The organism is Winogradskyella arenosi (assembly GCF_003337305.1).
Taxonomy (GTDB): Bacteria; Bacteroidota; Bacteroidia; order Flavobacteriales; family Flavobacteriaceae; genus Winogradskyella; species Winogradskyella arenosi.
The window spans coordinates 1,038,827-1,065,122 of the sequence record NZ_QPJO01000001.1 but is presented as its reverse complement, the minus strand read 5'-3'; the positions used below and the strand labels follow the sequence as shown (position 1 = coordinate 1,065,122).

The 26,296-nt window shown below is 35.1% G+C and carries 24 protein-coding genes; 4 read left to right on the top strand and 20 right to left on the bottom strand.

What is annotated here, in order from left to right; genetic code table 11:
- Positions 1-59: 59 nt before the first annotated feature.
- Both nadE and DFQ08_RS04430 read left to right on the top strand, forming a co-directional pair.
- Entirely contained in the window at positions 60-848 is a 789-nt protein-coding gene (gene nadE / locus DFQ08_RS04435; protein ID WP_114308568.1) for an NAD(+) synthase, read from the top strand.
- 133 nt (positions 849-981) lie between these two features.
- Positions 982-1,611, top strand: a complete 630-nt coding sequence (locus DFQ08_RS04430; protein ID WP_114308567.1) for a response regulator — start codon at positions 982-984, stop codon at positions 1,609-1,611.
- Between the two features lie 14 nt (positions 1,612-1,625).
- Here the strand turns inward: DFQ08_RS04430 and dnaG are convergent, their stop codons facing one another.
- Entirely contained in the window at positions 1,626-3,602 is a 1,977-nt protein-coding gene (gene dnaG / locus DFQ08_RS04425) for a DNA primase (protein ID WP_114308566.1), read from the bottom strand.
- Positions 3,603-3,789: 187 nt separating this feature from the next.
- On the opposite strand from dnaG, the gene DFQ08_RS04420 reads away from it, so the two are divergent.
- Positions 3,790-4,116, top strand: a complete 327-nt coding sequence (locus tag DFQ08_RS04420; protein WP_114308565.1) for a DMT family transporter — start codon at positions 3,790-3,792, stop codon at positions 4,114-4,116.
- A gap of 101 nt (positions 4,117-4,217) precedes the next feature.
- Here the strand turns inward: DFQ08_RS04420 and DFQ08_RS04415 are convergent, their stop codons facing one another.
- From DFQ08_RS04415 to DFQ08_RS04335, 17 genes are all read right to left on the bottom strand, one after another.
- Entirely contained in the window at positions 4,218-5,318 is a 1,101-nt protein-coding gene (locus tag DFQ08_RS04415; protein WP_114308564.1) for a hypothetical protein, read from the bottom strand.
- A 106-nt stretch (positions 5,319-5,424) separates the two neighbouring features.
- Entirely contained in the window at positions 5,425-6,192 is a 768-nt protein-coding gene (locus DFQ08_RS04410; RefSeq protein ID WP_114308563.1) for a hypothetical protein, read from the bottom strand.
- Positions 6,179-6,745 (bottom strand): RNA polymerase sigma factor, encoded by a 567-nt coding sequence (locus tag DFQ08_RS04405; protein ID WP_114308562.1) that lies wholly within the window; start codon positions 6,743-6,745, stop codon positions 6,179-6,181. The genes DFQ08_RS04410 and DFQ08_RS04405 overlap by 14 nt, the downstream gene beginning before the upstream one ends.
- Positions 6,746-6,866: 121 nt before the next feature.
- Positions 6,867-7,844 carry a polyprenyl synthetase family protein gene (locus DFQ08_RS04400; RefSeq protein WP_114308561.1) on the bottom strand — a complete coding sequence of 326 codons (978 nt, stop codon included), beginning with the start codon at positions 7,842-7,844 and terminating at the stop codon, positions 6,867-6,869.
- A gap of 368 nt (positions 7,845-8,212) precedes the next feature.
- Positions 8,213-9,247 (bottom strand): T9SS type A sorting domain-containing protein, encoded by a 1,035-nt coding sequence (locus DFQ08_RS04395; protein ID WP_114308560.1) that lies wholly within the window; start codon positions 9,245-9,247, stop codon positions 8,213-8,215.
- 76 nt (positions 9,248-9,323) lie between these two features.
- Complete coding sequence (gene rlmN, locus DFQ08_RS04390) at positions 9,324-10,364, bottom strand: 23S rRNA (adenine(2503)-C(2))-methyltransferase RlmN (protein WP_114308559.1); 1,041 nt, start codon at positions 10,362-10,364, stop codon at positions 9,324-9,326.
- Between the two features lie 91 nt (positions 10,365-10,455).
- Complete coding sequence (queA, locus tag DFQ08_RS04385; protein ID WP_114308558.1) at positions 10,456-11,505, bottom strand: tRNA preQ1(34) S-adenosylmethionine ribosyltransferase-isomerase QueA; 1,050 nt, start codon at positions 11,503-11,505, stop codon at positions 10,456-10,458.
- Between the two features lie 225 nt (positions 11,506-11,730).
- Positions 11,731-12,957, bottom strand: a complete 1,227-nt coding sequence (locus DFQ08_RS04380) for a 3-phosphoshikimate 1-carboxyvinyltransferase (RefSeq protein WP_114308557.1) — start codon at positions 12,955-12,957, stop codon at positions 11,731-11,733.
- 33 nt (positions 12,958-12,990) lie between these two features.
- Complete coding sequence (locus tag DFQ08_RS04375) at positions 12,991-13,317, bottom strand: nucleotide pyrophosphohydrolase (protein ID WP_114308556.1); 327 nt, start codon at positions 13,315-13,317, stop codon at positions 12,991-12,993.
- A 1-nt stretch (position 13,318) separates the two neighbouring features.
- Positions 13,319-15,271: a transglutaminase domain-containing protein gene (locus DFQ08_RS04370; RefSeq protein ID WP_114308555.1), complete on the bottom strand. Its 1,953-nt coding sequence runs from the start codon at positions 15,269-15,271 to the stop codon at positions 13,319-13,321.
- A 45-nt stretch (positions 15,272-15,316) separates the two neighbouring features.
- Positions 15,317-17,128: a DUF3857 domain-containing protein gene (locus DFQ08_RS04365; protein ID WP_245935364.1), complete on the bottom strand. Its 1,812-nt coding sequence runs from the start codon at positions 17,126-17,128 to the stop codon at positions 15,317-15,319.
- 258 nt (positions 17,129-17,386) lie between these two features.
- On the bottom strand, positions 17,387-17,839 hold the full coding sequence (gene dtd / locus DFQ08_RS04360; protein WP_114308553.1) for a D-aminoacyl-tRNA deacylase: 453 nt from the start codon (positions 17,837-17,839) through the stop codon (positions 17,387-17,389).
- Positions 17,840-17,884: 45 nt separating this feature from the next.
- Positions 17,885-18,835, bottom strand: a complete 951-nt coding sequence (gene rsgA / locus DFQ08_RS04355) for a ribosome small subunit-dependent GTPase A (protein ID WP_114308552.1) — start codon at positions 18,833-18,835, stop codon at positions 17,885-17,887.
- A gap of 89 nt (positions 18,836-18,924) precedes the next feature.
- A complete protein-coding gene (locus DFQ08_RS04350; RefSeq protein ID WP_114308551.1) occupies positions 18,925-20,007 on the bottom strand; it encodes a bifunctional 3-deoxy-7-phosphoheptulonate synthase/chorismate mutase type II in 1,083 nt (360 codons plus the stop codon).
- A gap of 23 nt (positions 20,008-20,030) precedes the next feature.
- On the bottom strand, positions 20,031-20,882 hold the full coding sequence (locus DFQ08_RS04345) for a prephenate dehydrogenase (protein ID WP_114308677.1): 852 nt from the start codon (positions 20,880-20,882) through the stop codon (positions 20,031-20,033).
- A 45-nt stretch (positions 20,883-20,927) separates the two neighbouring features.
- Positions 20,928-22,070, bottom strand: a complete 1,143-nt coding sequence (locus DFQ08_RS04340) for a pyridoxal phosphate-dependent aminotransferase (protein WP_114308550.1) — start codon at positions 22,068-22,070, stop codon at positions 20,928-20,930.
- Positions 22,067-22,894 carry a prephenate dehydratase gene (locus tag DFQ08_RS04335; RefSeq protein WP_114308549.1) on the bottom strand — a complete coding sequence of 276 codons (828 nt, stop codon included), beginning with the start codon at positions 22,892-22,894 and terminating at the stop codon, positions 22,067-22,069. The genes DFQ08_RS04340 and DFQ08_RS04335 overlap by 4 nt, the downstream gene beginning before the upstream one ends.
- Before the next feature lie 361 nt (positions 22,895-23,255).
- Here DFQ08_RS04335 and gldA point away from each other — a divergent pair, with 361 nt between their 5' ends.
- Positions 23,256-24,152 carry a gliding motility-associated ABC transporter ATP-binding subunit GldA gene (gene gldA / locus DFQ08_RS04330; protein ID WP_114308548.1) on the top strand — a complete coding sequence of 299 codons (897 nt, stop codon included), beginning with the start codon at positions 23,256-23,258 and terminating at the stop codon, positions 24,150-24,152.
- Positions 24,153-24,168: 16 nt separating this feature from the next.
- Here gldA and DFQ08_RS04325 read toward each other — a convergent pair whose 3' ends face one another.
- Positions 24,169-24,915, bottom strand: a complete 747-nt coding sequence (locus tag DFQ08_RS04325) for a head GIN domain-containing protein (RefSeq protein ID WP_114308547.1) — start codon at positions 24,913-24,915, stop codon at positions 24,169-24,171.
- Complete coding sequence (locus DFQ08_RS04320; protein ID WP_114308546.1) at positions 24,912-26,003, bottom strand: acyloxyacyl hydrolase; 1,092 nt, start codon at positions 26,001-26,003, stop codon at positions 24,912-24,914. Before DFQ08_RS04320 ends, DFQ08_RS04325 begins: the two co-directional genes overlap by 4 nt.
- Between the last annotated feature and the right edge of the window lie 293 nt (positions 26,004-26,296).

The window sequence follows — 26,296 nt, the reverse complement described above, 5'->3', positions numbered from 1 at the left end:
ACGTTTCCGCTATTTTTGTTACGCAAAGGTACACTTCTTTGTATTAAAAATTAAAAATTATGCAGACAGAAAAGGTTGTAGAACATATTGTAGATTGGCTAAAAGATTATGCAAACAGTGCAAAAATGAATGGATTTGTAATAGGCGTATCTGGCGGAATAGATTCTGCTGTAACATCTGCTTTGTGTGCTATGACAGGTTTGGACTTGTTGTGTTTAGAAATGCCTATTCACCAAGCTCCAAGTCAGGTTAACCGTGCCTTAAATCATATTGAATGGTTAAAAGCCAAATACCCTGCTGTTAGCATGACTCCCGTAAATCTTACTCCAGTATTTGATCAATTAATTTCTGAATTACCAGGTGTAGACAATGAAGAGAGTCGTTTTATGGCCTTAGCGAATACTAGAGCACGATTACGAATGACCACACTCTATTATTTTGCTGCGTTAAAAAAATATCTTGTTGCTGGTACCGGAAATAAAGTTGAAGATTTCGGTGTTGGTTTTTACACTAAATATGGCGATGGCGGTGTAGATTTAAGTCCTATTGCCGATTTACTAAAAAGTGAAGTTTACGAAATCGCTAAGTTCTTAGGAATTAACCAAGAAATTATAGACGCTGCCCCTACCGATGGGTTGTGGGGTGATGACAGAACGGACGAAGATCAAATTGGAGCGACCTACCCAGAGTTAGAATGGGCTATGCAAATGAAAGACGAAGGTAAAACTGCCAACGACTTTGAAGGACGTCAACGTGAGGTTTTTGAGATTTTCAAACGCTACAATACCGCTAATAAACACAAGATGATCGCGATCCCCGTTTGCGATATTCCTAAAAATTTAAAATAATTATTGCTTTTTATTAATAAAAAGAGTAAATTTAATAAAATTAGTTAATTTATTACTATTTTTATACATATCCCCTTGCATTGTATTGAGATTATAAATTACCCTAAGCATTTAAACCCATAATACAATTGTCATGATACAGATTTTGATTGTTGACAACCACCCCATTGTCAGAACCGGATTAGAATTATTTTTAAATAGTAAGCCAGACCTCAAGGTTATTGGTAGTCTAAGTAGTGGAATAGAAATTTTCGAATTTGTACGCCGCCACAATGTAGACGTTATTATTTCTGAAATAGATTTACCAGAACTTAACGGAATAACCGCTCTTAGAGCCATAAAAAAGGAGAACAAATCCGTCCAGGTTTTGATGTTCAGTCATCAACCTGAAGAAATTTATGCTATAAGTACTATAAAAGCGGGAGCTTCAGGCTACTTAAATAAGGAAGCCAGCGTAGAAGACATTGAAGCGGCTATCCGAAAAATTAGCAACGGTGAAACGTCACTTAGCGAGAAAATGGATAAACATTTCCGTTATGAAGACACCAGGAAAAGCCGAAGCCGTATGTTTAAAAAACTATCTACGAGAGAAGTTGAAGTTTTAAAACTACTTTCTATTGGTAGAAAAAACAAAGAGATTGCCGAGGAACTAGACATTAATGAAAAAACGGTAAGCACCTATAAAGCGCGCTTATTCAAAAAATTAAATGTCACTAATGTTGTCGATTTAATACACCAAGCTAAACATCATAATTTAGCTTAACCCTAATCACCTATTTAACCTACTACTTTCCCCAATTTACGCGATAATAACATTTTAAGACCTACGTAGTCTTTTACATCTTCTATAATAGCCCGTGTGTCTACATTTTCTTTTAAGGTCTCATTTTTATACTCTATCACCTTCTTGTCAATAAGATGACAACGTAAACTCAAAATAGTCTGACTCACCAGTTGTGCTACGGAATCTTTTTTATTCTTAGGAATAATTAGATTGCGTTCCCAATCATGGAGGTAATAGCGCTCGTCTTCCATTAAAATACTGGTTACAGCACTGGCCGAATCTTGATCGAGTTGATTGATAAAGTTTTTAGTTGAAAAATTTTCATCTTGATTTAATTTATCAATAATCGCGTAATAAAGGGCCTTAAACTGTGGGTTAGAAAATTGCATTTCATCCTCTTGAAGGTCTAAGTATATTTTTTCAAAAACTCTAGCCTCATGTTGGGTCGGTTTAGACACCAAATCGCCAGTGGCTTCATCGACCTGCAAGACCACATCTTCAAACTGCTCTACTCGATCGCCGTAAAGCATCAGGATCTCAATTATTTTGCGTTCAAGTTCATACTGAACATCTATTTTTGGTTTATGAGTAGGCTCGTTTTTAACCACTTCAAATGGTGGTGGCTGTTCAGCATTAAAAGACCTTGATTTTCCAGAATTCACTTGCGCACCTTTATTATTAATTTGCGCTAAAGTGGTGAACAGTACGTTCTCACTAATATCCATAATACGTGCACATTCTTGAATGTAGATTTCACGTTTTATTTGATCTGGAATTTTAGCAATGCTATTAACAATTTCGCGAATAGTCTCCGCTTTTTTAATAGGATCGTTATTGGCTTCTCGCACCAATAAAGACGCTTTAAACTGAATAAAATCTTTAGCGTTCTCCTCTAAATAGGCTTTGAGTTCTTCTAAGGTATTAGATTTTGAAAAGCTATCAGGATCTTCACCATCAGGAAATGTACAAATCTTCACATTAACCCCTTGCTCTAGGATCAAGTCAATTCCACGAATTGAGGCTCTAATTCCAGCGGCATCTCCATCAAAAAGCACGGTAATATTGTTGGTTAACCTATTGATTAATCGTATTTGATCAGGAGACAAAGCCGTCCCAGAAGAAGAAACCACATTGGTAATTCCGGTTTGAGAAAACTGAATAACATCCGTATAGCCTTCAACCAAATAACAATTATCTTCTTTTGCTATGCTTTGTTTGGCATGGTACAACCCATACAGAATTTTACTTTTATGGTAAATTTCACTCTCAGGTGAGTTAAGGTATTTAGCTGCTTTTTTATCATTGGTTAAAATTCGTCCTCCAAAACCAAGAACACGCCCACTCATACTATGAATAGGAAACATGACACGGCCTTTAAAACGATCAAAACGCTTTTCGCCTTTAACAATCGTTAAACCTGTTTGCTCTAAAAACTTAAGCTTATAACCTTTACCCAAAGCATCATCTGTAAAGCCTTGCCACTCATCTAAGGCATAACCAAGATCAAACTTTTTTATGGTCTCTTCAGTAAAACCACGCTCTTTAAAATAGCTTAAACCTATGGCTTTACCAGGGTTTGTTTTATGTAATACATTTTGAAAATAACTACTGGCATACTCACTGACCAAATACAAACTTTCGCGAGTATCTGCTTGAGCTTTCTCTTGGTCTGTACGCTCCGTTTCTTCAATCTCAATATTGTATTTTTTGGCGAGGTATTTTATGGCCTCTGGGTAGGTAAAATGCTCGTGCTCCATTAAAAATGTCACCGCATTCCCGCCTTTTCCACTAGAGAAATCCTTCCAAATTTGCTTTACAGGAGAAACCACAAAACTCGGAGAACGTTCCTCACTAAACGGACTTAAGCCTTTAAAATTTGTCCCGGCTTTTTTAAGCTGAACAAAATCGCCTATCACCTCTTCCACACGAGCGGTTTCAAATACTTTTGCTATAGAATTTTGTGATATCATAGGTTTGGTTATTCCTTTAGAAGCAGAAATTTAACGGCGTCTTTGTGGGGATTTTTAACCCCTAAAAGACTCGTAAAAAACAAATTTAAGCTAAAGAAATTGTTTTAAAAATTTATACTCTTAATAAACACGTATTTTTATCTTAAAGGCATAAATTAGAACCTTTATTTTAAAACCTCTAAATTTTATGAGTTGGATTTTACTAATTATCGCAGGACTGTTTGAGGTAGCCTTCGCCACCTGCCTCGGAAAAGCCAAAGGCTCTACAGGCCTAGAGACAACCTATTGGTATCTTGGATTTTTAGCCTGTTTAACCATGAGTATACTTCTCTTAGTAAAAGCGACGCAACAACTTCCTATAGGAACTGCTTATGCTGTTTGGACTGGTATTGGCGCTGTAGGCACCGTGCTTGTGGGTATTTTTATATTTAAAGAGCCTGCCACATTTTGGCGCCTTTTCTTTATGTCTACCCTTATTATTTCAATAGTGGGATTAAAATTAGTAACGTCTTAAAACAAAAAAGGCCTTTATCTATAATAGATAAAGGCCTTTTCCTACTCAAAAATTGATTGATTGATTGATTGATTGATTGATTGATTGATTGATTGATGAGCTTAATCCATATCAAAACGCAAACCCACAGAAATATTATTCTGATCTACAGTTTGATTATTAAATAACGGATTAAGATCGTATTTAGCATATAAAGCAACCCCGCCTAATGAGATGTAGCCACTGACCCCGTAGACAAATTCATTCACTTCAAATTTATTACGTTGCTTATCTTTCTCACGCTTACCATTATCCTTATATTTTACTTTTTGCATGTTCCCTAAATTAACTCCGGCATAACCTCCTAAACCTATTTTCAAGTGTTCACGGGTAGAATATCTAAAGTAATTTTCTTTTTCAATCTTAGTAGAAGGCCCAAATTCTAAGTGCATTGGGAACACTAAGTTTGTAGTTCTAAATTTCACTTTATTAACATCAGTTGGATACTCTTGTAAGGCAATAACACCATCCGTGTTCACTAAATACTTATTGTTTTTAATATTTAATTTATTCCACTGAAATGAAAATCCATACTTTAATCGCCAAAAATTAGTATTCTCAAAAATTCTTGTTTTCCATGCATAGCCGAGTTCTATAAAACCAGACCCACCAATTTTGTAAGGAGAATCGCTAAGTGATTCGCCTTCAATTAAGGTATTATTAAATCCGAATGCAAAGACAATATCTGTAGAAGTCCGCTTGTCGTATTTTCTATTTTCATCGCCTGAAGGTTTGCCAAGATAAATAAAACTATCACTTATTTCCTCATTGCCTCCTATTCTCAGGGTATAGCCTTCATCTATAGTCTCAACCGAGTGATCTCCTCCGTATCCATTGCGTTCTAATAAGGCTATTCTTTTATTTAAAATATCAATGCGATTTTCAATATTTAAGACTGCGACCTTGGCTGCCTCTTTCTTTAATGTTTCTGCTGTTTCAGCCGTAATTTCTTTAAGATCTAATTGCTTATTTATTTTAGCAATTTTGCCTTTTAAAATCTCCCGTTCTTCTTCTTCTATCGTCGATTTTTGCTGTTTTAAATGTTGAATTTTAACTGAAACTTCTGCCGATCTAATACTATCTAACGGGATCGTTTGCGCCTGTAATTTTCCAAAAAGGGTTATTAAGATGACGTAGGCTACAACTTTTGTAATGGTGTTCATAAATGTTCGTTTTTTGATTAATGATGATGATTATGATGAATTTTGATTGAATTGCTTATCGAACTACAGTCCGAGTTCCATATTATAATCCTTAAGAAAAAGCTTATTAGTGATTACGTTGTGCCACCGCTGTACGTACCGTTTCAAAACTTTCCTTTAAAGCTTCAAAAACCTTGGTTCTAAACGACTGTCCCATTTCAGCTTCTACAAGCTCTAACAAACGCGTGGCATCTGCAGTTTGAATCCTTTCAGGTTCCAATTGCTCCTTAAAGAGTTCTTGACTGGCTAGACTTAACAAAGCATCTATTTCAGCATCTGAAACCGCACTATGCTCTAACTTTATAGCCTCCTTAGCGCTTCCTATAGCCATTTCTATTTGCGCTGCTCTTAACAAAGCTTCTGTTTCATCGTAAAGTAAGCTATCGTCAACGGGAGACGTTTGAGTTTCGGAGGTCAATTCTAAAGACGAAGACGCTTTTAGAGCTGCCGGAGTCTTCCTTTCTAAATTTGAAGGTTGCTCACGGTTGATACGCACTTTTTTAGCCTGCTTTAGTTTAGCATCCTCTGTGACATCTACTGGAATTTGCTCAAAACTTAAAGCCTTAGGCGTCTCTTGTGTTGGTATCGCTATTGTTTCTTGCACAACCACCGGAGCCAATTGCTTAGTTTCCTCTTTTTGCAACCACTGCACAGAAACAGCAAGCATTATAAGTAAACTTGCAGCGATACTCCACCACCAATACTTCGATTTTTTAGTGGACTGCGTTTCCGCATCGAGCCGATCAGACAATTTTGTCCATGCTTCAGCCGAAGGACTTAAGCTACGCTCTTCAAGCTTAGATTTTATAGTATCTTCAAACTTAAGGGGTGCCATAATTTGGGTTATTTAATTCAATAATTCGTTTTTGAAGCATTTGTCGCGCTTTAAATAATTGCGACTTAGAGGTTCCTAAAGAAATTTCTAATAGGCTGGCAATTTCTTGATGCTTATACCCCTCTATAGCGTACATTACAAACACAATCCGATACCCTTCAGGTAAATTATCAATGAGTTGTTGAATTTCAGCCAACTCAATACGTGTATTTATATTATTTGAAGTTTGATCTGTTTCTAAATAATCAGCCTCTACAGGAAACTCAAGATTTTTTTTCTGCCTTAAGTACGAAATGGCTTCTCTGACCATAATACGTCTTACCCAACCTTCAAAGCTCCCAGTATTCTTAAACTTTTTTAAAGATTGAAACACTTTAAAAAAACCATTTAACATGACCTCTTCCGCCTGATGTACGTCTTTAATATAATACCGACAGACACTAAGCATTTTAGGAGCATGCAACTCAAAAAGCAGATGTTGCGCTTCACGATTGTTTTTCGCTGCCCTTTTTAAGAGTTGAGTTTCATCTTTATAAAGTTGAATAACTTTCATTTTCTGTCAGTACAATTACGCTTCTATTTATAAAGACGCAATTTAAGGATCAAAGGTTGCCTAGGGTATAAAAAAAAGATCAAAATAAAAAGCAAAACCCTGTAATACAGAAATATAAAGTTTATTTTTTTCTATCAATTACGTAGTCCACCATAAGTTTTAGTGACGCTTTATAAGCTGAATTTGGATAGGCGGCCAAGATATCTAAAGCCTCTTTCTGAAATGCTTTCATTTTTGCAACGGCATATTCTAAGCCTCCTTTTTCTTTTACAAAAGCAATGACTTCTTTAACCCGCTTCTTATCCATATTATGGTTTTTAACGGAGTTAATTAGCCAAGACTTTTCCTTTTTTGTGCAATGATTAAGCACATAGATCAGCGGCAAGGTCATTTTCTGTTCTTTAATATCTATTCCGGTAGGTTTTCCTATGGCATCATCTCCGTAATCAAATAGGTCATCTTTAATCTGAAATGCCATCCCTATCAATTCACCAAACTTTCGCATGGTTTCTACTTCTGGTGAATTAGGCTTTACAGAAGCGGCACCCAAACTACAGCAAGCGGCAATTAAGGTGGCTGTTTTTTGTCGGATAATTTCGTAATAAACAGCTTCAGTGATATCTAGTTGTCTAGCTTTTTCGATTTGAAGTAATTCGCCTTCACTCATTTCTCTTACCGCAACAGAAATAATTTTTAAGAGATCAAAATCATTATTATCAATGGAGAGCAGCAGTCCTTTAGACAATAAAAAATCACCGATAAGAACGGCAATTTTATTTTTCCAAAGCGCATTAATAGAAAAGAAACCCCGCCTGCGGTTACTATCATCCACCACATCATCGTGAACCAAAGTTGCCGTATGAATAAGCTCAATAACGGAAGCCCCTCTGTAAGTCCGTTCGCTTACCTCACCATTATTCATCATTTTAGCGACCAAAAACACAAACATAGGTCGCATTTGTTTCCCTTTACGGTTTACAATATAATGCGTAATACGATTAAGAAGCGCCACCTTACTCGCCATAGAAAGTTGAAACTTTTGTTCAAAAAGATCCATCTCGTAGGCAATAGGAAGTTTTATTTGTTCGGTTATTTTCATTAAAATATGATAAACGCTACTGTTGCAATATTACAAAGAATAATGCTTGAATATTATCAATAAAAAAATAATACTAAATCTATCTGAATTTTATTACAAAACATCTGATTTCAAACATATTAATCATAATATTTCGAAAAATTAAAAGAAACACATAGATGTTTCTTCTCCAAATGATGATATCCACTTAACAAAAACGGATATTATTTTAAAGTAAACTTCAAGACAATTAAATTTATAAAAAACTATAACTAGTTTTAAAAACGACTGTTTCTTTTAATTATAATCTATGCATTCTTTAAAACCACAGAGGACTTAATAAATTAAGTCCTCTGATATATAATTAATAAGAAAAAATAGTAATAATGTTATTCTTTAATAAATTTCTTTGTTTGTGAAGCACCATCAATTGAGTTGATAGTCATAATATAAACCCCTGAAGTTAGATTAGAAATATCAAATACATTCGTATTACTAAAATCAGAATTTTTAGTAAGAACCACTTGACCTAGGCTATTAAAAATTTCAACATTTTTAATTGAAATATCTGAAGCTAGAGTAATTGACTCTTTTGCTGGATTTGGATAAAGACCAACTGAATTCAATTCAAACTCTTCCGTATTCAATAAAGTATTACTTGCTGTTGCTCTAGCCTCATAATTATCAAAAATCATAGTGGTAGAAGCTGTGTTTGCACCTCCAGCTGTAGAACCTCCTGGGGAAACAACAAAATCTACTTCTGCCGGTGTGTCAACCGCAACATTCGTTGAAAGACCTAAAGGACCATCCGTTATTGCATCGCTATCAATTAAAACCTGTCCAGTAATTGTGTTATAACTAACACCAACTTTAGACCAAGTATTAGATGCTAACGCCAAACCTGGAGCTGCTGCCAAACTATAGGTAAAATTAGCTGGCGATAGCTCACCTGTAGGGAGACTATATGCTATAACTGATAAAGTATTAGTATCAGCGTCGACAATAAAACCAGCTAATACTTTAGTATAGTCAGCGTTATAAATATAAACACCAAAAGTATTTTTTGAAGTTCCTCCAATCGCTCCAGGATTAACTGAAACTTCCACTTCAACTATATCGTTACCTATTGTTCTTGACGCCCAAGCGCCTGCAAATCCATCATTCCAGACAAATGCTGATCCAGAATCACCATTTGGTCCTGTAATAGTAAAACCGTTAGTGGAAGCAACACCTCCTGTTGTTACAGCTAAATTAGCTTCGGTCATGTTGGTCGTCGAGCCATCACCATTGCTAATTAGGCTTTGCCAACTACCTTGTCCTGAAATACTCCCTAAAGCTAATCCATCAAAATCTTCAGATTCAATAGTTTGCCCAAATGAAAGAAATGGAACGATAAATAATAAATAAAGTAATTTTGTTCTCATAATATATGTGTGTTTTTTTTAAAATTAGAACTAAAGGTAAAATAAATTTATAATATGCAATAAAAATACTACAACTTTAACTTTTATTAGCCAATTGCCCACAAGCAGCATCAATATCCTTACCTCTACTACGTCTTACTGTAACTGTAATGTTATTAGCTTCTAGTACCGAAACATACATGTCAATAGCTTTTGAACTGGCTTGTTGAAATTCACCATCATCTATTGGATTATATTCAATGAGATTCACTTTACTTGGTGCAAATTTGCAAAACTCCACTAAAGCTTCTGCATCTTTACGTTTATCGTTAATAGCATCCCAAACCACATACTCGTACGTAATTCTATTTTTTGTTGCAGCGTACCAGTATTGCAAAGCCTCTCTTAAATCATTTAATGGAAACGTAGCGTTAAATGGCATTATAGATGTACGAATCTCGTCTATCGCAGAATGCAGTGAAACGGCTAACTTAAATTTCACCTTATCATCTGCCATTTTCTTAATCATTTTTGGCACTCCAGAGGTTGAGACCACAATTCGTTTTGGAGACATGCCTAAACCTTCAGGAGACGTAATTTTATCGATGGCTTTAAGAACGTTATTATAGTTCATAAGCGGCTCACCCATTCCCATAAAAACGATATTACTTAATGACCTGTTATGGTATAATCTACTTTCGTTGTCTATAGCAACGACTTGGTCGTAAATCTCATCTGGATTCAGATTGCGCATACGTTTTAAACGCGAGGTTGCACAAAACCTGCAATCTAAACTACAACCTACTTGAGACGACACACAAGCTGTTGTCCGGGTTGCTGTTGGTATAAGCACAGATTCTACAATTAAATCATCGTGAAGTCTTACAGCGTTCTTAATAGTACCATCAGCGCTACGTTGCATCTGATCTACCTTAATATGATTAATTACAAAATTAGCTTCTAGCATTTGCCGTGTTTCTAAAGATATGTTAGTCATATCTTCAAAACTATAAGCCGATTTTTGCCATAGCCACTCGTAAACCTGATTGCCTCTAAAAGCCTTATCTCCTTGTTTTACAAAGAATTCTCTGAGTTGTTCTTTTGTTAAGGCGCGTATATCTTTCTTTTTTACTTCCATCTTATGCAAAAGTACTTAAATGAATTTTGATTTTGTTATAAATAAAAAAAGCCTCAATGAAGAGACTTTTTTATGATTCTAATAACTACGATTAGATGATTAACATGGCATCACCGTAAGAGTAGAACTTATATTTTTCTTTTACCGCTTCTTCATAGGCTCTCTTTATAAAATCGTGACCCGCAAAGGCTGAAGTCATCATCAATAAAGTAGATTTTGGCGTATGAAAATTGGTGATCATACAATTGGCAATGCTAAAGTCGTAAGGCGGGAAGATAAACTTGTTGGTCCAGCCTTCAAACTCATTTAAGCGCCCGTTAGAAGATACCGAACTTTCTATGGTTCGCATCGATGTTGTACCCACGGCACACACGCGTTTTTTATTTTCAATAGCATCATTAACAATCTCTGCAGCTTGCTTGTTAATAATTATTTCTTCACTGTCCATTTTATGTTTAGACAAATCTTCTACTTCAACAGGATTAAACGTTCCTAACCCCACATGTAAAGTCACCTCTGCAGTTTTTATACCTTTAATTTCTAAACGCTTTAATAAATGTTTAGAAAAGTGCATTCCTGCGGTTGGCGCGGCTACTGCACCTTCATTTTTAGCATATATTGTTTGGTAGCGCTCTTCGTCTTCCGGCTCTACTTCCCTGTTAATATACTTAGGTAATGGTGTTTCTCCAAGTTCCGTTAATTTCGCTCTAAAATCAGCATAAGATCCATCGTATAAGAAACGTAAAGTTCTACCTCTAGAGGTTGTGTTATCTATGACCTCAGCAACTAAAGTTTCGTCATCACCAAAGTAAAGCTTATTTCCTATTCTAATTTTACGTGCTGGATCTACTAACACATCCCAAAGACGTTGTTCTTGGTTAAGCTCACGCAATAAGAAAACCTCAATACGCGCACCAGTTTTTTCTTTGTTACCAAATAAACGTGCTGGAAACACCTTGGTATCATTCATGATCATTACATCACCTTCATCAAAATAATCTATAATATCTTTAAATTGTTTGTGTTCAATAGTTTGTTCTGCTCTATTTAACACCATCAATCTTGCTTCATCTCTGTGTTCTGCAGGGTGTTCTGCTAATAATTCATCTGGAAGCTCAAAATTAAAGTGGGATAATTTCATGTATTAGTTTTAATAGATTAATTGAATAAAATGAAACTTAGATAGGCATATAAGAAGACTTTGCTTCTCCCCTGCTTTAGGTTTCAAATCTGTAATTTTATCTCGAACTGCAAATATACAATCTCAACATAGGCCTTGTCAAGTAAATAAAGGTTTATTTTACTTTACAACAAGAGTCTTACTGCTATAGCAACGTCTAAAAGCAGCCTAAATTCTTATGCTTTTTTAGGCCCATTGAAAGCCAATAGTTTCTAAATCTTTCCAAAATTCTGGATAGGATTTACTCACTACATTGGCATCCTCAATAACTAATGGTACTTTTAATCCTAAAGGCGCAAAAGCCATAGCCATTCTATGATCGTTATAGGTTGGTATTTTCACATTAGCATTGATGCTCTCAGAAGCTTTTAGATGCAAGGTTTTATCCGTAATATTGATCTCCGCACCTAACTTTTCTAATTCTGTTTTAAGCGCCACTAAACGATCGGTTTCTTTAATTTTTAAAGTATGTAAGCCTTCCATAAAACATTCTAAACCTAAGCCAAAGGCTGTAACGGCAATAGTTTGCGCAATATCTGGTGCATTTTTAAGATCACGTTCTATTTTAACGCTAGCCTCTACAACGCTTTCCTTCTTTAACGTTATAGCATGCCCTTTAAATTGCGTGCTTACCCCAAAACTAGTATAAATATCTGCTAAGACTGAATCGCCTTGTAAACTTTCTTGCGTATAAGAGGCTATTGTAATTTCTGTCCCCACATCACTTAAGGCAATAAGGCTATAAAAATATGATGCCGAAGACCAATCTGACTCTACCGTTAAGGTTTGTTCTGCAATGGTTTTTGGTGCCGGTTGCACGGTTATTACCTGATCTTTAAAGGTTGTCTGTATTCCTATACTATTTAGTAAGCTCAACGTCATATTAATATAAGGTACAGAAGTAATCTTACCATTTAAAGTTAACTCTAAACCATTTTCTAATTTTGAAGCAATAAGCATTAAAGCCGAAATGTACTGACTACTTACATTAGCTTCTAAGGCCACCTTACTTTTTGTCAGTTCTTTACCAATAATTTTTAATGGCGGCACACCTTCATTTTCAAGATAACTTATATCAGCACCTAAGGTTTTTAAAGCCTCGACTAATATTTGTATTGGACGTTCTTTCATCCTTTGAGATCCTGTAATAACGGTTTCTCTTCCCTTCTGAATTGAAAAGTAAGCTGTTAAAAATCGCATTGCGGTTCCGGCATGATGAATATCAATACATGTGTCTTCAGAAACCAAAGCTTTTTGCATGACCTCAGAGTCATCTGAATTCGATAAATTTTCAATACGAATTTGAGGATATAAGGCTTGAAGCAATAAAAGACGATTAGACTCGCTTTTAGATCCTGTAATTTGAACGGTTTGATGGTTCTTTAGCTTTGATTTTTGGATACTGATGTCCATAGTAAATTGTAATAATAAATTGAAGCTACAAAACTACTTTAATTTATCATTATTATGGTGTCTGTTATGATCTCGTTTGGTTTTTAAATCTAATTTTTTATCAAAAGCTGCTTGTAAATCAATTCCGGTTTGGTTGGCTAAGCATAAAACCACAAATAAAACATCGGAAAGTTCCTCTCCTAGATCTTTATTTTTATCGCTTTCTTTTTCGCTTTGCTCACCGTAACGTCTCGCAATAATCCTAGCCACTTCCCCAACTTCTTCTGTGAGTTGTGCCATATTGGTAAGCTCATTAAAGTACCTTACTCCATGAGCCTTAATCCAATCATCAACTTCCTTTTGTGCGTTTTTTATATCCATTTTAAACTTTAGTTAATACAATTTGTTCTGTTTGCTTTTCTACAATTTTACCATAAAAGGCTTTAAAATCTTTGTAGTCTGAAGGCAAAATTAAAGGATTAACGATATCTAATTGGGCTTTAAGCTGAATAAAATTTCCATTTTGTTTTACGAGGTAAGAAAACTTAACATTAGCATCTTTAAACGCAATAACTTCAGAATTTGGTAAAGACTCTACATTATAACCTTTTGGCAACATAATGTTGACCAAGTATTTATCTGAATTAGGAATCACGAAATCTACAGGATACTCACGTTCATCTAATTTAAACGGATTCTCTTTGGTGGCTAAGAAGAATAATGGTGAAAAATATAGCTTATTACCTACTTCATCAATACCATCAGAAAGTTCGTATTCATAACCTATTTTAACCGGCTTTGATACGTCATCGGCATTATTAAAAGTAAGTGCATTAATCTCAATATCTCCTTTATCTTTTTCTAAAGACTTCATATGGTCTTCACTCGTAATTTTCGCATATCTATTTCTGTAGAAATACGCGTTGTAATTTGTAAGTTGCTTAGATAGTTTTCCTGAAATAGAAAAATCGTCGTTAATAGAAACATTAAGCATCGCTGCCATTACCGACATTTTTTTAGGCTGTAAAGGAATCCAACGAGACACTTTATTGTTTTCAATTAAGCGTCCTTGCCAATTTAATACACGTGTTGGTAACACGTTTTCCGTGCTGTACTCTTCAGTAGCATCTAACAATAATTGCGCGTCACCACTTTGCACACTACAAATGACATAATTAAAACCTTCTCGCGTTGGAAATAGCGGAATACCATTATTTCTTGTACTTACTAATACCGGATTGGCATTTACACCTTGAGATCGTAACATAGAGACCATCATAAGGTTAATATCGGCACTATTACCTTCACCTTCTTTATATGCGACTCTTACCCCTTTTGAAGTGTATTTACCATAGCCTTCATTCCATTTCACTTTAGATTTTACTAATTTCTCCACAGCAAAAGCCTTTTCAAAATCACCTTCTATCCCTGCAAGTGCCTTATCTAAGTCCTCTTTATAAATGCTGAATTTCCCCAATTGTCCCCCAAAATGATCGCTTTCATAAATGGTTTTAGATACATCTTCCCAGCTCGTCGTATAAGATCGGGTTAATTGTTTCATATTATTTAAAGTCGCCGTAAGCTCTAAAGCCATTTTACTTCTATAATTGCTGATGCTCCCCGAAAAAGCCTCTTCTCTAATAGCCGGAATATTGTCTTCATTTATAGCTAAAATATTAATCCTGTATTCAAATGGTACTTTCGTATTTTTAAAGGTCTCCTCTATTTGAGGCACAAACTTAGCTCTTAGATTAAGCTGCTTGTTATACACATAATATTCTGGTGTACCCACAGTTACTTCTAATTTGTTAACAGGTACTGAAAACTGAAAAAGAATATCATCAATACTAATTCTTGGCGATGACACTTTATACTTATATTCTATAACAGTCCCTTCCTTAACGCTAGGCATAGTAAAAGAACTTATTTTTGTGTAGTCATTATAATCTTCTTCAAATTTACCATCACTTTTTAGCTTTTCCTTTTCAATTTTTCCATTAACAAGGTTATAACTAACACCTTTTATCCCTGTAATTTGTTCACGCTGATTTGTCCCTTGATACAAATAGACTTTTTTAGTGGCCCAATCAAATCCATCTTTATTATAAACCTTAATACGCATATGCATCTCACGCTCTTGTATAAACCCTTCATTATTGGAATAAAAAAAGCGAATCTCTTCTTTACGATATAAAATAGCTGCAGGTGCCGCTGAATCTTTAGGATGAAATTTTTCTTGTAGTTCTGCTTTAGAAATTTCGCCAAAATCATAATCTTGAGCATTGCTATAGGTTAAGCTCATTATAAATATCAGGGCCGTTAATACTTGCTTCATGTTGTTTAGTTTGGTTGGTTTTTGGAGTTTGTGTTTTGTTTGGGTTTAGGCTTTAGTCAGCACTATTTTACTTTTATCGAGTTTCACGATCTGTTTCCTGAAATCTCTAAAGGCTTTATAATCGTCTTTTTGGTACTTTCCTTTTAATAAAGAGAAGGTTCTTGTGTACTTTAGTCTATTGGCATCTAAAATTTCAAGTTTAAAACTGTAGGTCCCAAATTTGCTTGTTACTTCTTTAGAGTCCGTCATGGCTTCTACTTTTAACCCTTCTGGCAATTGAATAATAAACTCGTCCGTATCTTTAAATGAGCGATCAATTTCAAATTCTAAAGTGCGTTCTCTATAGCGCGGTGGAATCCCCGTAACTTTATTAAAAAAATTAGGTTGTAAAATAAGGCGCGTTCCACTTATAGAGGCATAATTACTAGCCGATAGATTTAAGTCTTCAGTATATACCACGTTGGTTTTATCATTACTGATATTAATTGCATCTATACTAAGGTTGTTAATATCGCCCCAATATTCTTTATAATAGATGTGCTGATCTCTCACTGATTTTTCTCCTATACCCTCGTGTCTACCGTATTGATAACCGGTAGAAGTAATAGCCACCTGCGCTGTAAATCCGCCTTGGCCATCTAAGTCTATGGTTGCAGCGGTATGCTGTACACTATCATCCGCATCGTAGGCTTTAGTTCGTACAATTTCTCCACCTTCAGGCTTTACCAATAGCACATCTCTATCATCGGTCCATCCTGCTGAAAATCCGAAAGGATTAGTTTGGCTGGTACATTCTAAAAAGATATTTTCTTCGCCATTAGGCACACAAAGTATCGCATGGTTTCCTTGAGCTGATGAAAATTCACGGTCAATGTTTAAGATATCACGACTCCCGTATACTAAGGTATAATAGGCCGGTACATCTACAGCTTCTAATAAGGCTTTGGTATAATTGGTTAACCCTTTACAATCGCCATAACCAAGGTCATTAACATCATCGGCCATCATTGGTTTCCACCCTCCAATACCAATCTGAACACTGATATAACGGGTTCTGTCTTGCATATATTTATAGACCAATTTGGCGCGTTCTACTTTATCTTCTACACCTTCCGTAAGTTTTTTAACATCATCAATAGCTTCTTGAGGTAACTCATCCGTTCCGGTTAAAAGCGCTCCATAAACCCATTTTCCAAAATCTTTCCAGTTATTATTCACCCCTTCTACGCCATTCATATTAAACTTTGTAAGGGCTGGTTTTATGTTGGGTGTAAATGTGACTAAAGACGGACTATAAGCTTCGTAGTCAATTGCTGGCAAATCTTCTATTTTAAAATGAAATTCAGACACCTCATTCACTTTATTACCTTCAAAATTTTGCTTCTTTAAGCGTAGTGGAATTTGTGAATTATTCTCAATCTGATATTCGGCATATTCAATCCCTAAATAATAACCATCAATTGGGCGCCATTGGGGAATAAAAGCAGTACTTGAATGCTTAACTTCAGAACTATACTCAATAGTATACGGGTAACTTACCGGCGTATAATCATAATATTTTATACGACTATCAGAATACAAGGTTCCACCACTTACGGCACTATGATCTATAAAATCACTTTTTTTAATTTTCTTAATTTCTTCTCCTCTACTGTCATAAATTCTAGCTTCAATACTTTTAATACTTGCATTATCGCTATAAAACTCCAAAGAATTTGCATGAGAATCACCGTATTTATTAAAAACTGTGACAATACGTTTGGTGTGAACCACCATTTCATCAATGGCATTAATTTCTATTAATTGCTTATCATAACGCACTATAGCATTAGCGTCTTCAATTAAGTCTAATGACACAGCTGAGGCGTTATAAACACTCTCGGACTGCGAAAAAGCGAAATAAGATGTAAATATTAAAAATAAGAAAAGCGATTGGGACTTTAAGCGGATAGTAAGCATGAGTTGATTTTGAAGTATTTAGAAGCACAATATAAGAATGTTATTACAACTCTCAAATTATCCATAGAAAATTTAAATATACATGAGGTAATCTAAAAAGAGTCTTAATAAATCTTACCTATTCTGCCTTGTCACTAAAGTTCCGAAATAGTTTAGCTATACTCTATGCTTAGAATCTATAATAAGTGTTACCGGACCATCATTAACCAAATACACCTTCATATCGGCACCAAACGCTCCGGTTTGCACAGTTTTTTCTAATCCATTCTGAAGTGTTTTAACAAAAGCCTGGTATAAAGGAATGGCAACATCGGGTTTGGCTGCTTTTATATAACTTGGACGGTTGCCTTTTTTGGTGCTAGCATGCAGTGTGAACTGACTCACCACAATAACATCGCCATCGACTGCTTTAAGCGATTTATTCATCACAGCATTCTCATCTGGAAAAACACGAAGATTAATAATTTTATTACACAGCCAATCGATATCCTCCTGTGTATCTTCATTTTCAATACCTAGAAGCACCAAAAGTCCGTTTTGTATGGCCGCTACTTCTTTTGTATTGATAACTACTGAAGCTTCAGAAACTCTCTGTATCACTATTTTCATAAATAAAACAAGTTTTTCTTACGGGGAACACTGTTTTAGGCTATACTAGGCCTCGTCCCAATTATCGGTTCGGTAATGCTCATCTTCACCTTCTAAAATTTGAAGGTAACTACGGTATCTTGAATAGGAGATTACATCGTTTTCTAAAGCATCCTTTACGGCACATTTAGGTTCATTAAGATGGATACAATTATTGAACTTACAGTCTTGTTTAAGGGCGAAAAACTCAGGAAAATAATCCCCAACCTCTTCTTTCTCCATATCTACAACACCAAAACCTTTAATCCCCGGAGTATCTATAATTTTGGCATCGAAGCCTAAATCGAACATCTCTGCAAAGGTCGTGGTATGCTGCCCTTGCTTATGTTGTTCTGAAATGGCTTTGGTTTTTAAATCTAAAGTGGGCTCTATAGCATTAACTAAGGTTGATTTCCCAACGCCAGAATGCCCAGCAAACATACTGACCTTACCTTCCATCAAGGTTTTTACCTTATCTATATTTTTCCCTGTGGCTGCAGAAATACCAATGCACTCGTAGCCAATAGCACGGTATATACTCGCCAAGTATTTCACTTCGAATAATGTCTCCTCAGAGTAGGTATCTACTTTATTAAACAACAAAACGGTTTTAATAGAATACGCTTCTGCAGTAACCAAAAAACGATCTATAAAACTGGTCGATGTTGGTGGACTATCTATAGTAACTAATAAAAATACTTGATCAATATTAGAGGCAATAATATGGGTTTGCTTAGAGAGGTTAACCGACTTACGAACAATATAGTTTTTACGTTCTTCAATACGATTAATGACTCCTGTTTCTGTATTATTCTTAGTCTCTAGAGTAAAGGCGACTTTATCACCAACAGCAATTGGGTTGGTACTTTTAATACCCTCCAATCTGAAACGGCCTTTAATTCTACATTCATAGAATTTACCATTTAAAGTTTTTACAGTGTACCAACTGCCCGTAGATTTATATACTGTTCCTGTCATTACTACAAAGATGAATAATATTGTTTTAATATCGTAAAAAAAAGGCTCGCAAAATTTGCGAACCCTTCTTTAAATTAAAAAATTTTGAATTAATCTTTTACGATTTTCTCTTGGTGGTTTATTGATTCTTGGTGAATGGCTTTAAACATACGTAAAACAAATTCTTCGCTTAAGCCTCTAGATTCGCCTTCTAGAACCATATTTCCTAAAATTTCATTCCAACGCTTATTTTGTAAAACCGCCACGTTTTTCTGCTTTTTAAGTTTCCCAATACCATCAGCAACTTTCATACGTTTTCCTAACAAATCAATAATCTGATTATCAACCACATCAATTTGTGCTCTAAGATTATTTAATTCTGAATTATACTCAGCTTCCGGATCTGACTCTTTTCTAATCTTTAAGTCGTTCATAATCTGCACGAGGCTCTTAGGCGTTACTTGCTGTGCAGCATCACTCCAAGCGTTATCCGGGTCGAAATGCGTTTCTATCATTAAGCCATCAAAATTAAGATCTAAGGCCGTTTGAGAAACATCTAAAATCATATCTCGCTTTCCTGTAATATGCGATGGGTCATTAATTAAAGGTAAGTCTGGGAACCTATTCTGAAATTCAATAGCCAACTGCCATTCTGGAATATTTCTATATTTTGATTTTTCATAGGTTGAAAACCCTCTGTGAATAGCACCTAAATTTTTGATTCCGGCACTATGTAATCTTTCAATACCTCCTAACCATAAGGCTAAGTCTGGATTTACAGGATTTTTAACTAAAACCACCTTATCAGTTCCTTTTAAAGCATCAGCAATTTCTTGCATAATAAAAGGACTTACAGTAGAACGGGCACCAATCCACAATAAATCTACATCGTGTTCTAAAGCAAGCTCTACATGATTTCTATTAGCCACTTCCGTTGCTGTTTTTAATCCTGTTTCTGCCTTTACCTTTTGCAACCATTTTAAACCTAAGGCTCCAACACCTTCAAAGTTTCCTGGACGCGTTCTTGGTTTCCAAATTCCTGCTCTATAGTAATTAACATCTGTATCTTTTAGCTCATGAGCTATTTTTAAGACTTGCTCTTCTGTTTCCGCACTGCATGGCCCGGCAATAACCAAGGGATGATTTAACTTCATATCATCTAACCATGTTCTCATTTCTTTCGTGTTTTCCATTTTTGCTTTTTTTAATCTAATTACTATTGAATTCCTTTTAATATCTCTTTAATATAATTTGTTTTTTCCATCTCATTAAAAACCTCGTTAAAATCTTGGGCTTCCATAAGTTCTTTAAAATGCTTTAAATTATTAATATATTCATCTAAAGCTTCAATCACATTGGTTTTATTTTGGTTAAAAATTGGCGACCACATCGCGGGCGAACTTTTTGCTAAACGCACCGTACTTGCAAATCCACTACCGGCCATATCAAAAATATCGCGTTCATTACGCTCTTTATCAATAACCGTTTTACCTAACATAAACGCACTTATATGCGATAAATGCGACACATAAGCTATATGCTTATCGTGAGCCTTGGGATTCATATAACGAATACGCATACCCAAATCTGAAAACAACTTTAAGGCTTTTTCTTGCAACTTAAAGGCCGTCACTTCTACTTCACAAATAATATTGGTCTTGTTTTTATACAAGTCTTTTATGGCCGCTTTAGGGCCAGAATGCTCCGTACCTGCAATAGGATGCACCGCTAAATAATTACGACGTTTAGGATGCGATTTTACCACCGCACAAATATCTTCTTTGGTAGAGCCCGCATCAAAAACGATGGCATCATCTGAAACCTGATCTAAAACCTCTGGTAAAACTTTTAAGGTTGCATCTACAGGAATAGCAATAATAACGACATCTGCTTTATGTAGCGCCTCAAAATCTGCTTTCTCATCGATGATTCCTAAAGCTAAAGCTTCATCAAGATGTGCTTCAGTTGTATCAATTCCGAAAACCTTACAATCAGGGTGTAATGCTTTTATATCTAAAGCAAAACTTCCTCCAATTAAACCGGTTCCTATTATAAATATATTTTTCACTTTTTTTTCTTTGTTTCGTCCTAAGGTCACATGACCTTTAGATCCTTATACTCTTGAAATAGCCTCTTCAATAAGGTCTTCTTCCGCACATAATGAAAACCGCACATAACCTTCTCCATTGCTTCCAAAGACGGTTCCTGGTGTTATAAATAAAGAATGTTCTTTTAAGACTAAATCTGTAAATTCTTCAGATTTTATATGAGGTGGCAATTTTGCCCACACAAACATCCCTGTGGCTTGGTCATCATAGGTACAATTTAAAGCTTGTGCCAATTTATAGACTAAAGCTCTTCGTCTTTGATAGACACTATTTAAACTTTTAAACCAGATATCAGAACATTTTAAAGCTTCAATAGCCCCTTTTTGTATTCCGAAGAACATTCCAGAATCCATATTACTTTTTACTCGTAATACGGCATTTACAAAATCGTATTTCCCCACTAACATTCCAACACGCCATCCGGCCATATTAAAGGTTTTACTTAAGGAGTTTAACTCTAAACAAACGTCTTTAGCATCTCTGTACCTCATAATGCTATTGGGTTTGTCATTAAGTATAAAGCTGTAAGGATTATCATTTACAATTAAAATATCGTGACGTTTACCAAAGGCAATCACCTTATCATAAAACTTATTAGTTGCATTAGCTCCAGTTGGCATATGCGGATAATTGATCCACATAATTTTAACACGGCTAAGGTCTAAACGTTCTAAAGCACCAAAGTCGGGTTCCCAATTACGATCGGCTTTTAAATCATACATGACCGGTTTTGCTTCTAACAATTTTGTTACTGCCGCATAAGTTGGGTAGCCTGGATTAGGAATTAAAACCTTATCTCCTTTGTTTAAAAACGCCATAGAGATATGCATAATCCCCTCTTTGCTTCCCATTAAAGGTAATACCTCTGTTTGCCCACTTAAGTGCACTTGAAAGTGCTTATTATAAAAACTAGCAATAGCATCTCTTAATTCTGGCAAGCCCTGATAACTCTGATACTGATGCGCTTCAGGCTCCATTAAACTATCTTGAAGCATCATTGAAGCTTTAAATGGAGGTTCTAAATCTGGACTTCCAATTCCTAAATTAATTATAGGCTTCCCTTGTGATTTTAAAAATGCAACTTCTTTTAGCTTTTTAGAAAAGTAGTATTCTTCAACTTTTTGTAAACGTTTTGCAACTTCAATCATCGTTTTGCATTTTTATATTCTCCTAGTACTTTAAAATTCTCAGCCATAATGGTCATTATGGACTTTGCTTTTTCGTAATTTTTATACGCGTCAAAAGTCACATCTACAAAAAACGCATACTTCCATGGTGTATCAATTTTTGGTAAAGATTGAATTTTAGTAAGGTTCAGTTGGCAATCACTTAATACATTGAGTAAGCTCGCCAAACTGCCACGTTTGTGTTCTAATTCAAACTTAAAAGACGCTTTATTAATAAGCGCTTGGTTGTTATTATCCTGAACCCGCTTTACAATAACAAAGCGTGTTTCATTTTCTTTTATGGTTTGGATACTCTGCGCTAAAATATTTAAGCCGTAAAGCGCTGCCGCCGTTTTACTTGCTATAGCGGCAATTCCTTTTAATTGTTGCTCTGAAATTTGTCTTGCAACCTCTGCCGTATCTTTAGCTTCTACCAATTTTATATGCGAATGCGCTTTAAAAAAAGCCTTACATTGTAATAAGGCCATTGGGTGCGAATGCACTTCTTTAATATCTTCGATAGCCTGATTATTAAGCGCCATTAGCTGATGCTGAATATCTAAATAATACTCACCAACAATACTTAAATGGTTGTTATCAATTAAAGCATAATTTGGAATAATAGATCCTGCTATAGAGTTTTCTAAAGCCATTACAATTTCATCTGAATCCTCATCTAATAAAGTTTTAATCACCGTATCAAAGGTCATACACTCCACAACATCAGACTGATTATCAAAATAGTTACAAACCACTTCATGATGAAATGATCCTTTTACTCCTTGTATGGCGATTGGTTTTTTCACAATTATTTTTTTTAATTCTACAGGCTTAAAAAATTTAGGAGGCTTTCACTTCAAAAAGGTTTTAAACAAAAAAAGTCTCGATTAGATCGAGACTTTAAATACTATATTTTAAATAAAACATACTCAGTCTCGTTCCTTTAGCTAAAAAAGAAATAAAACCAGTTATAATATGCTCTAGATATGTTCATCTTAAGGGTCCACTTAGGTGGACAATTTTAATTATAAGGCTAATGTAATTATTATTTTTACAAATCAAAATTGTTGTATTGTTTTTTTCTGAATAAATTTAATATTTTAAAGATTTAACAATAATTGCATTACAATATTCGGAAATAACTACTTTTGAATAAATTCTATTTCTATGTCTATTGAAGTCTCAAACATCACGAAATTCTACAAAGATCAGAAAGCACTTAACGAAGTCTCTTTCAAGGTAAAAGATGCTGAAATTGTTGGTTTTTTAGGACCAAATGGTGCTGGAAAATCGACCATGATGAAAATCTTAACCACCTATATACAGGCCTCTGAAGGTACTGCTAAGGTTAATGGTTTTGATGTTAACACGGCTAAAAAAGAGGTTCAGGCAAGCGTTGGTTATCTCCCAGAACACAATCCGCTTTACACCGAACTTTACGTTAAGGAGTATTTAAACTTTAACGCCAATGTGTATGGTGCTCCGAAATCTAGAATAGACGAGGTTATTAAATTAACAGGATTAGAACCAGAAGCTCATAAAAAAATTGCCCAGCTTTCTAAAGGTTATCGACAACGGGTTGGTTTGGCCAATGCCTTATTGCACGACCCTGAAGTTTTAATTTTAGATGAACCCACAACAGGGTTAGATCCTAACCAACTTATAGACATTAGAAACTTAATTAGAACGATTGGGAAAGAGAAAACGGTTTTCTTATCTACGCATATTATGCAAGAGGTGGAAGCTATGTGCGACCGTGTGATTATTATAAATAAAGGTGAAGTTGTTGCCGACAAATACTTAAAAGATCTTAGAGATGGTCAAGAACAAGTGGTCATTGTGGAGTTTGATTTTAGAGTGGAAGATGCTTTTTTATTAAGATTACCAAAGGTAAAGTCTGTAACCAACACCTATGGCTTTGTTTATGAAATTACCTTTAACACAAAAGAAGACATGCGTTCTCATGTCTTTGATTTTGCCCATGATAATGAGTTGAAAATATTACAACTGAATCAGAAGAATGCCACTTTAGAAAGCTTATTTCAAGATTTAACGAAGTCATAACACTAAGGATTAGGCCCTACTCTATAAATAACTGACCGGTGTAAAAACGTTCTACATCAACCTCTAAAGGTTCGTTTACAGCAATTAAATGCCCGGTTCCTTTTAATTGACCTGTTAAGGACAACTGCGAATTTACAATCATATCATTACTTCCACGATGGTAAACGTTAACATGCTGTGCTACTAAATTAGCCCCTTCAAAACGACCTGCGCCGGAAAAAAAACCGATATCCAAATTTTCAACAGTTCCTTCCATATAAAAAAAGGCTAAATTATTGGAGATAATATTGAGTTGTTCTGAATTAATTTCCAATCTAAAATCGCCTATTGTAAATTCACTTTCAACGTTATAACTTTCAGAGATCAAATTCAATTCTTCATATTGCAATAGACCATCTGAAGAAATATCATACTGTGTTGAAGATCTTATGGTTTTCAAATCTGGAGCTTCAACAAACACTTTTGTTAAACCGTAAGTCCTAAAGTAATTACAGGTATTATTATCTGTTAAGATCAATTGATTATCCACCACCTCAACATTAATATCGGCCATTAAATTCTCACCTGTTTCTACAGTAACTTTGTAATTTTCGGCATGTTTTATAACAACTTCAACATCTCTATGCACTATAATACCTTCAAAACTCGGTACTGTAATTTCCTGTTGTACCAAATCTCCTGAAGTTTGAAAGCAGTCGTTTACCTCCTCACTATTACAAGCAAAGCACAACACAATTCCTAATATGTAGATTAGTTTTTTCATAATCTTAAACCGATTCCAAATTCTACAGCTTCTGCTTTTGCTCCATGAGATTTTAAAGTAATAGCGCCAAAAACACGTTGACCAAAATAACGTTTTAAGCCCACTCTAAAATAGGTTCGGCCTTCAAAATCATAAGGGTAGTATACGTAATATCCCAATTGGGTAATGACTGACATTTTATTAATAAACAACTCATGTCCTAAAAAAAGTCCGACGCGCTTATAATCTTCATCTCCTTGAACATTTTCTTCAGGGAACGATACCGATTGGTAGTAGATCAATTCTTTCAGAAATTGAGAGAAAAACACATCGGCACCAAACTGAATTGCACTCAAAGCACTTAAACGTTTATCGGCATAAGCAGAGACAACATAGAAGGGAAATTGTCCGCTACCAATAACATCACTCTCATTAATACCTGAACGAAAGACCACATTATACTTTACCGATTCTGTAAATTTCTCTTCGTCTTCATTTTTTATATAATCAGGCGTATTTTGATGCATCTGGTAAGTCATCCCCACATTGAAGGCTATAGTATTCACACTTGTATTAGGTGCTCTTACATTAGCGTTGGAATAATGAATAAGAGAAAGGCCGGCTTGTAAACCAAAGAGTTTAAAAATGCGGTCTTTTTTATAATTAAGCATCAGGTAGGTAGAGCTTAAAACATCAGAACCGAAGGCTATATTCTTAGGATTACTAATCTTATCGTAAGGATTGGTATTGTAGGCTAATCCTTGAGCCAAACGCAGCATCATATGCCGTTTAAAAAAGTAAAAATTATAGTGCGCGTAAAGGCCATAACTTTTACCTAAGGTATTGTTCTTAAAATCCTGATACATAAATGACGCCCCATAATCTGGATAATTATAGCGCTGTTGCCAAACTTTCTCACCAAAAGTTTGTTGGTTATAACTTAGCAAAACCCCTTCAGGATGCCCAGTAATAAGGTGAAGAATGTCGTTGTTGTGCAGTGCTATATTTCCGCCGAAATAATTAAAGTCGACATAACTGTACTGTTTTTTTTCTTGTCCAAAAATCGCTAGGGACAAGACTATTAAAACGGCACTAAAAAAATTTCGCATTGCTAAGGATTAAGCCGCTAAAGTAATCAATAATTACAATTTTGACCTGTAGACCACACAAAGTCTGCTATACAAATAGTGTAGCAAGCAGTGAAATAGCCGTTAACAACAAAAGCTGTAACACAAATCTAAAATCTGACTTATATTTATTTATCAATTTCATCATTTTAAGTTTTACCAAAATAAAGTGCTATAGTCTCTATTGGTATTAATACATTACAAATATCGAATTAAAAAAACAGCCCTTTGTTAATTAAAATCTAAGAAATAGTTATCTAATTAAAACGAGGGTA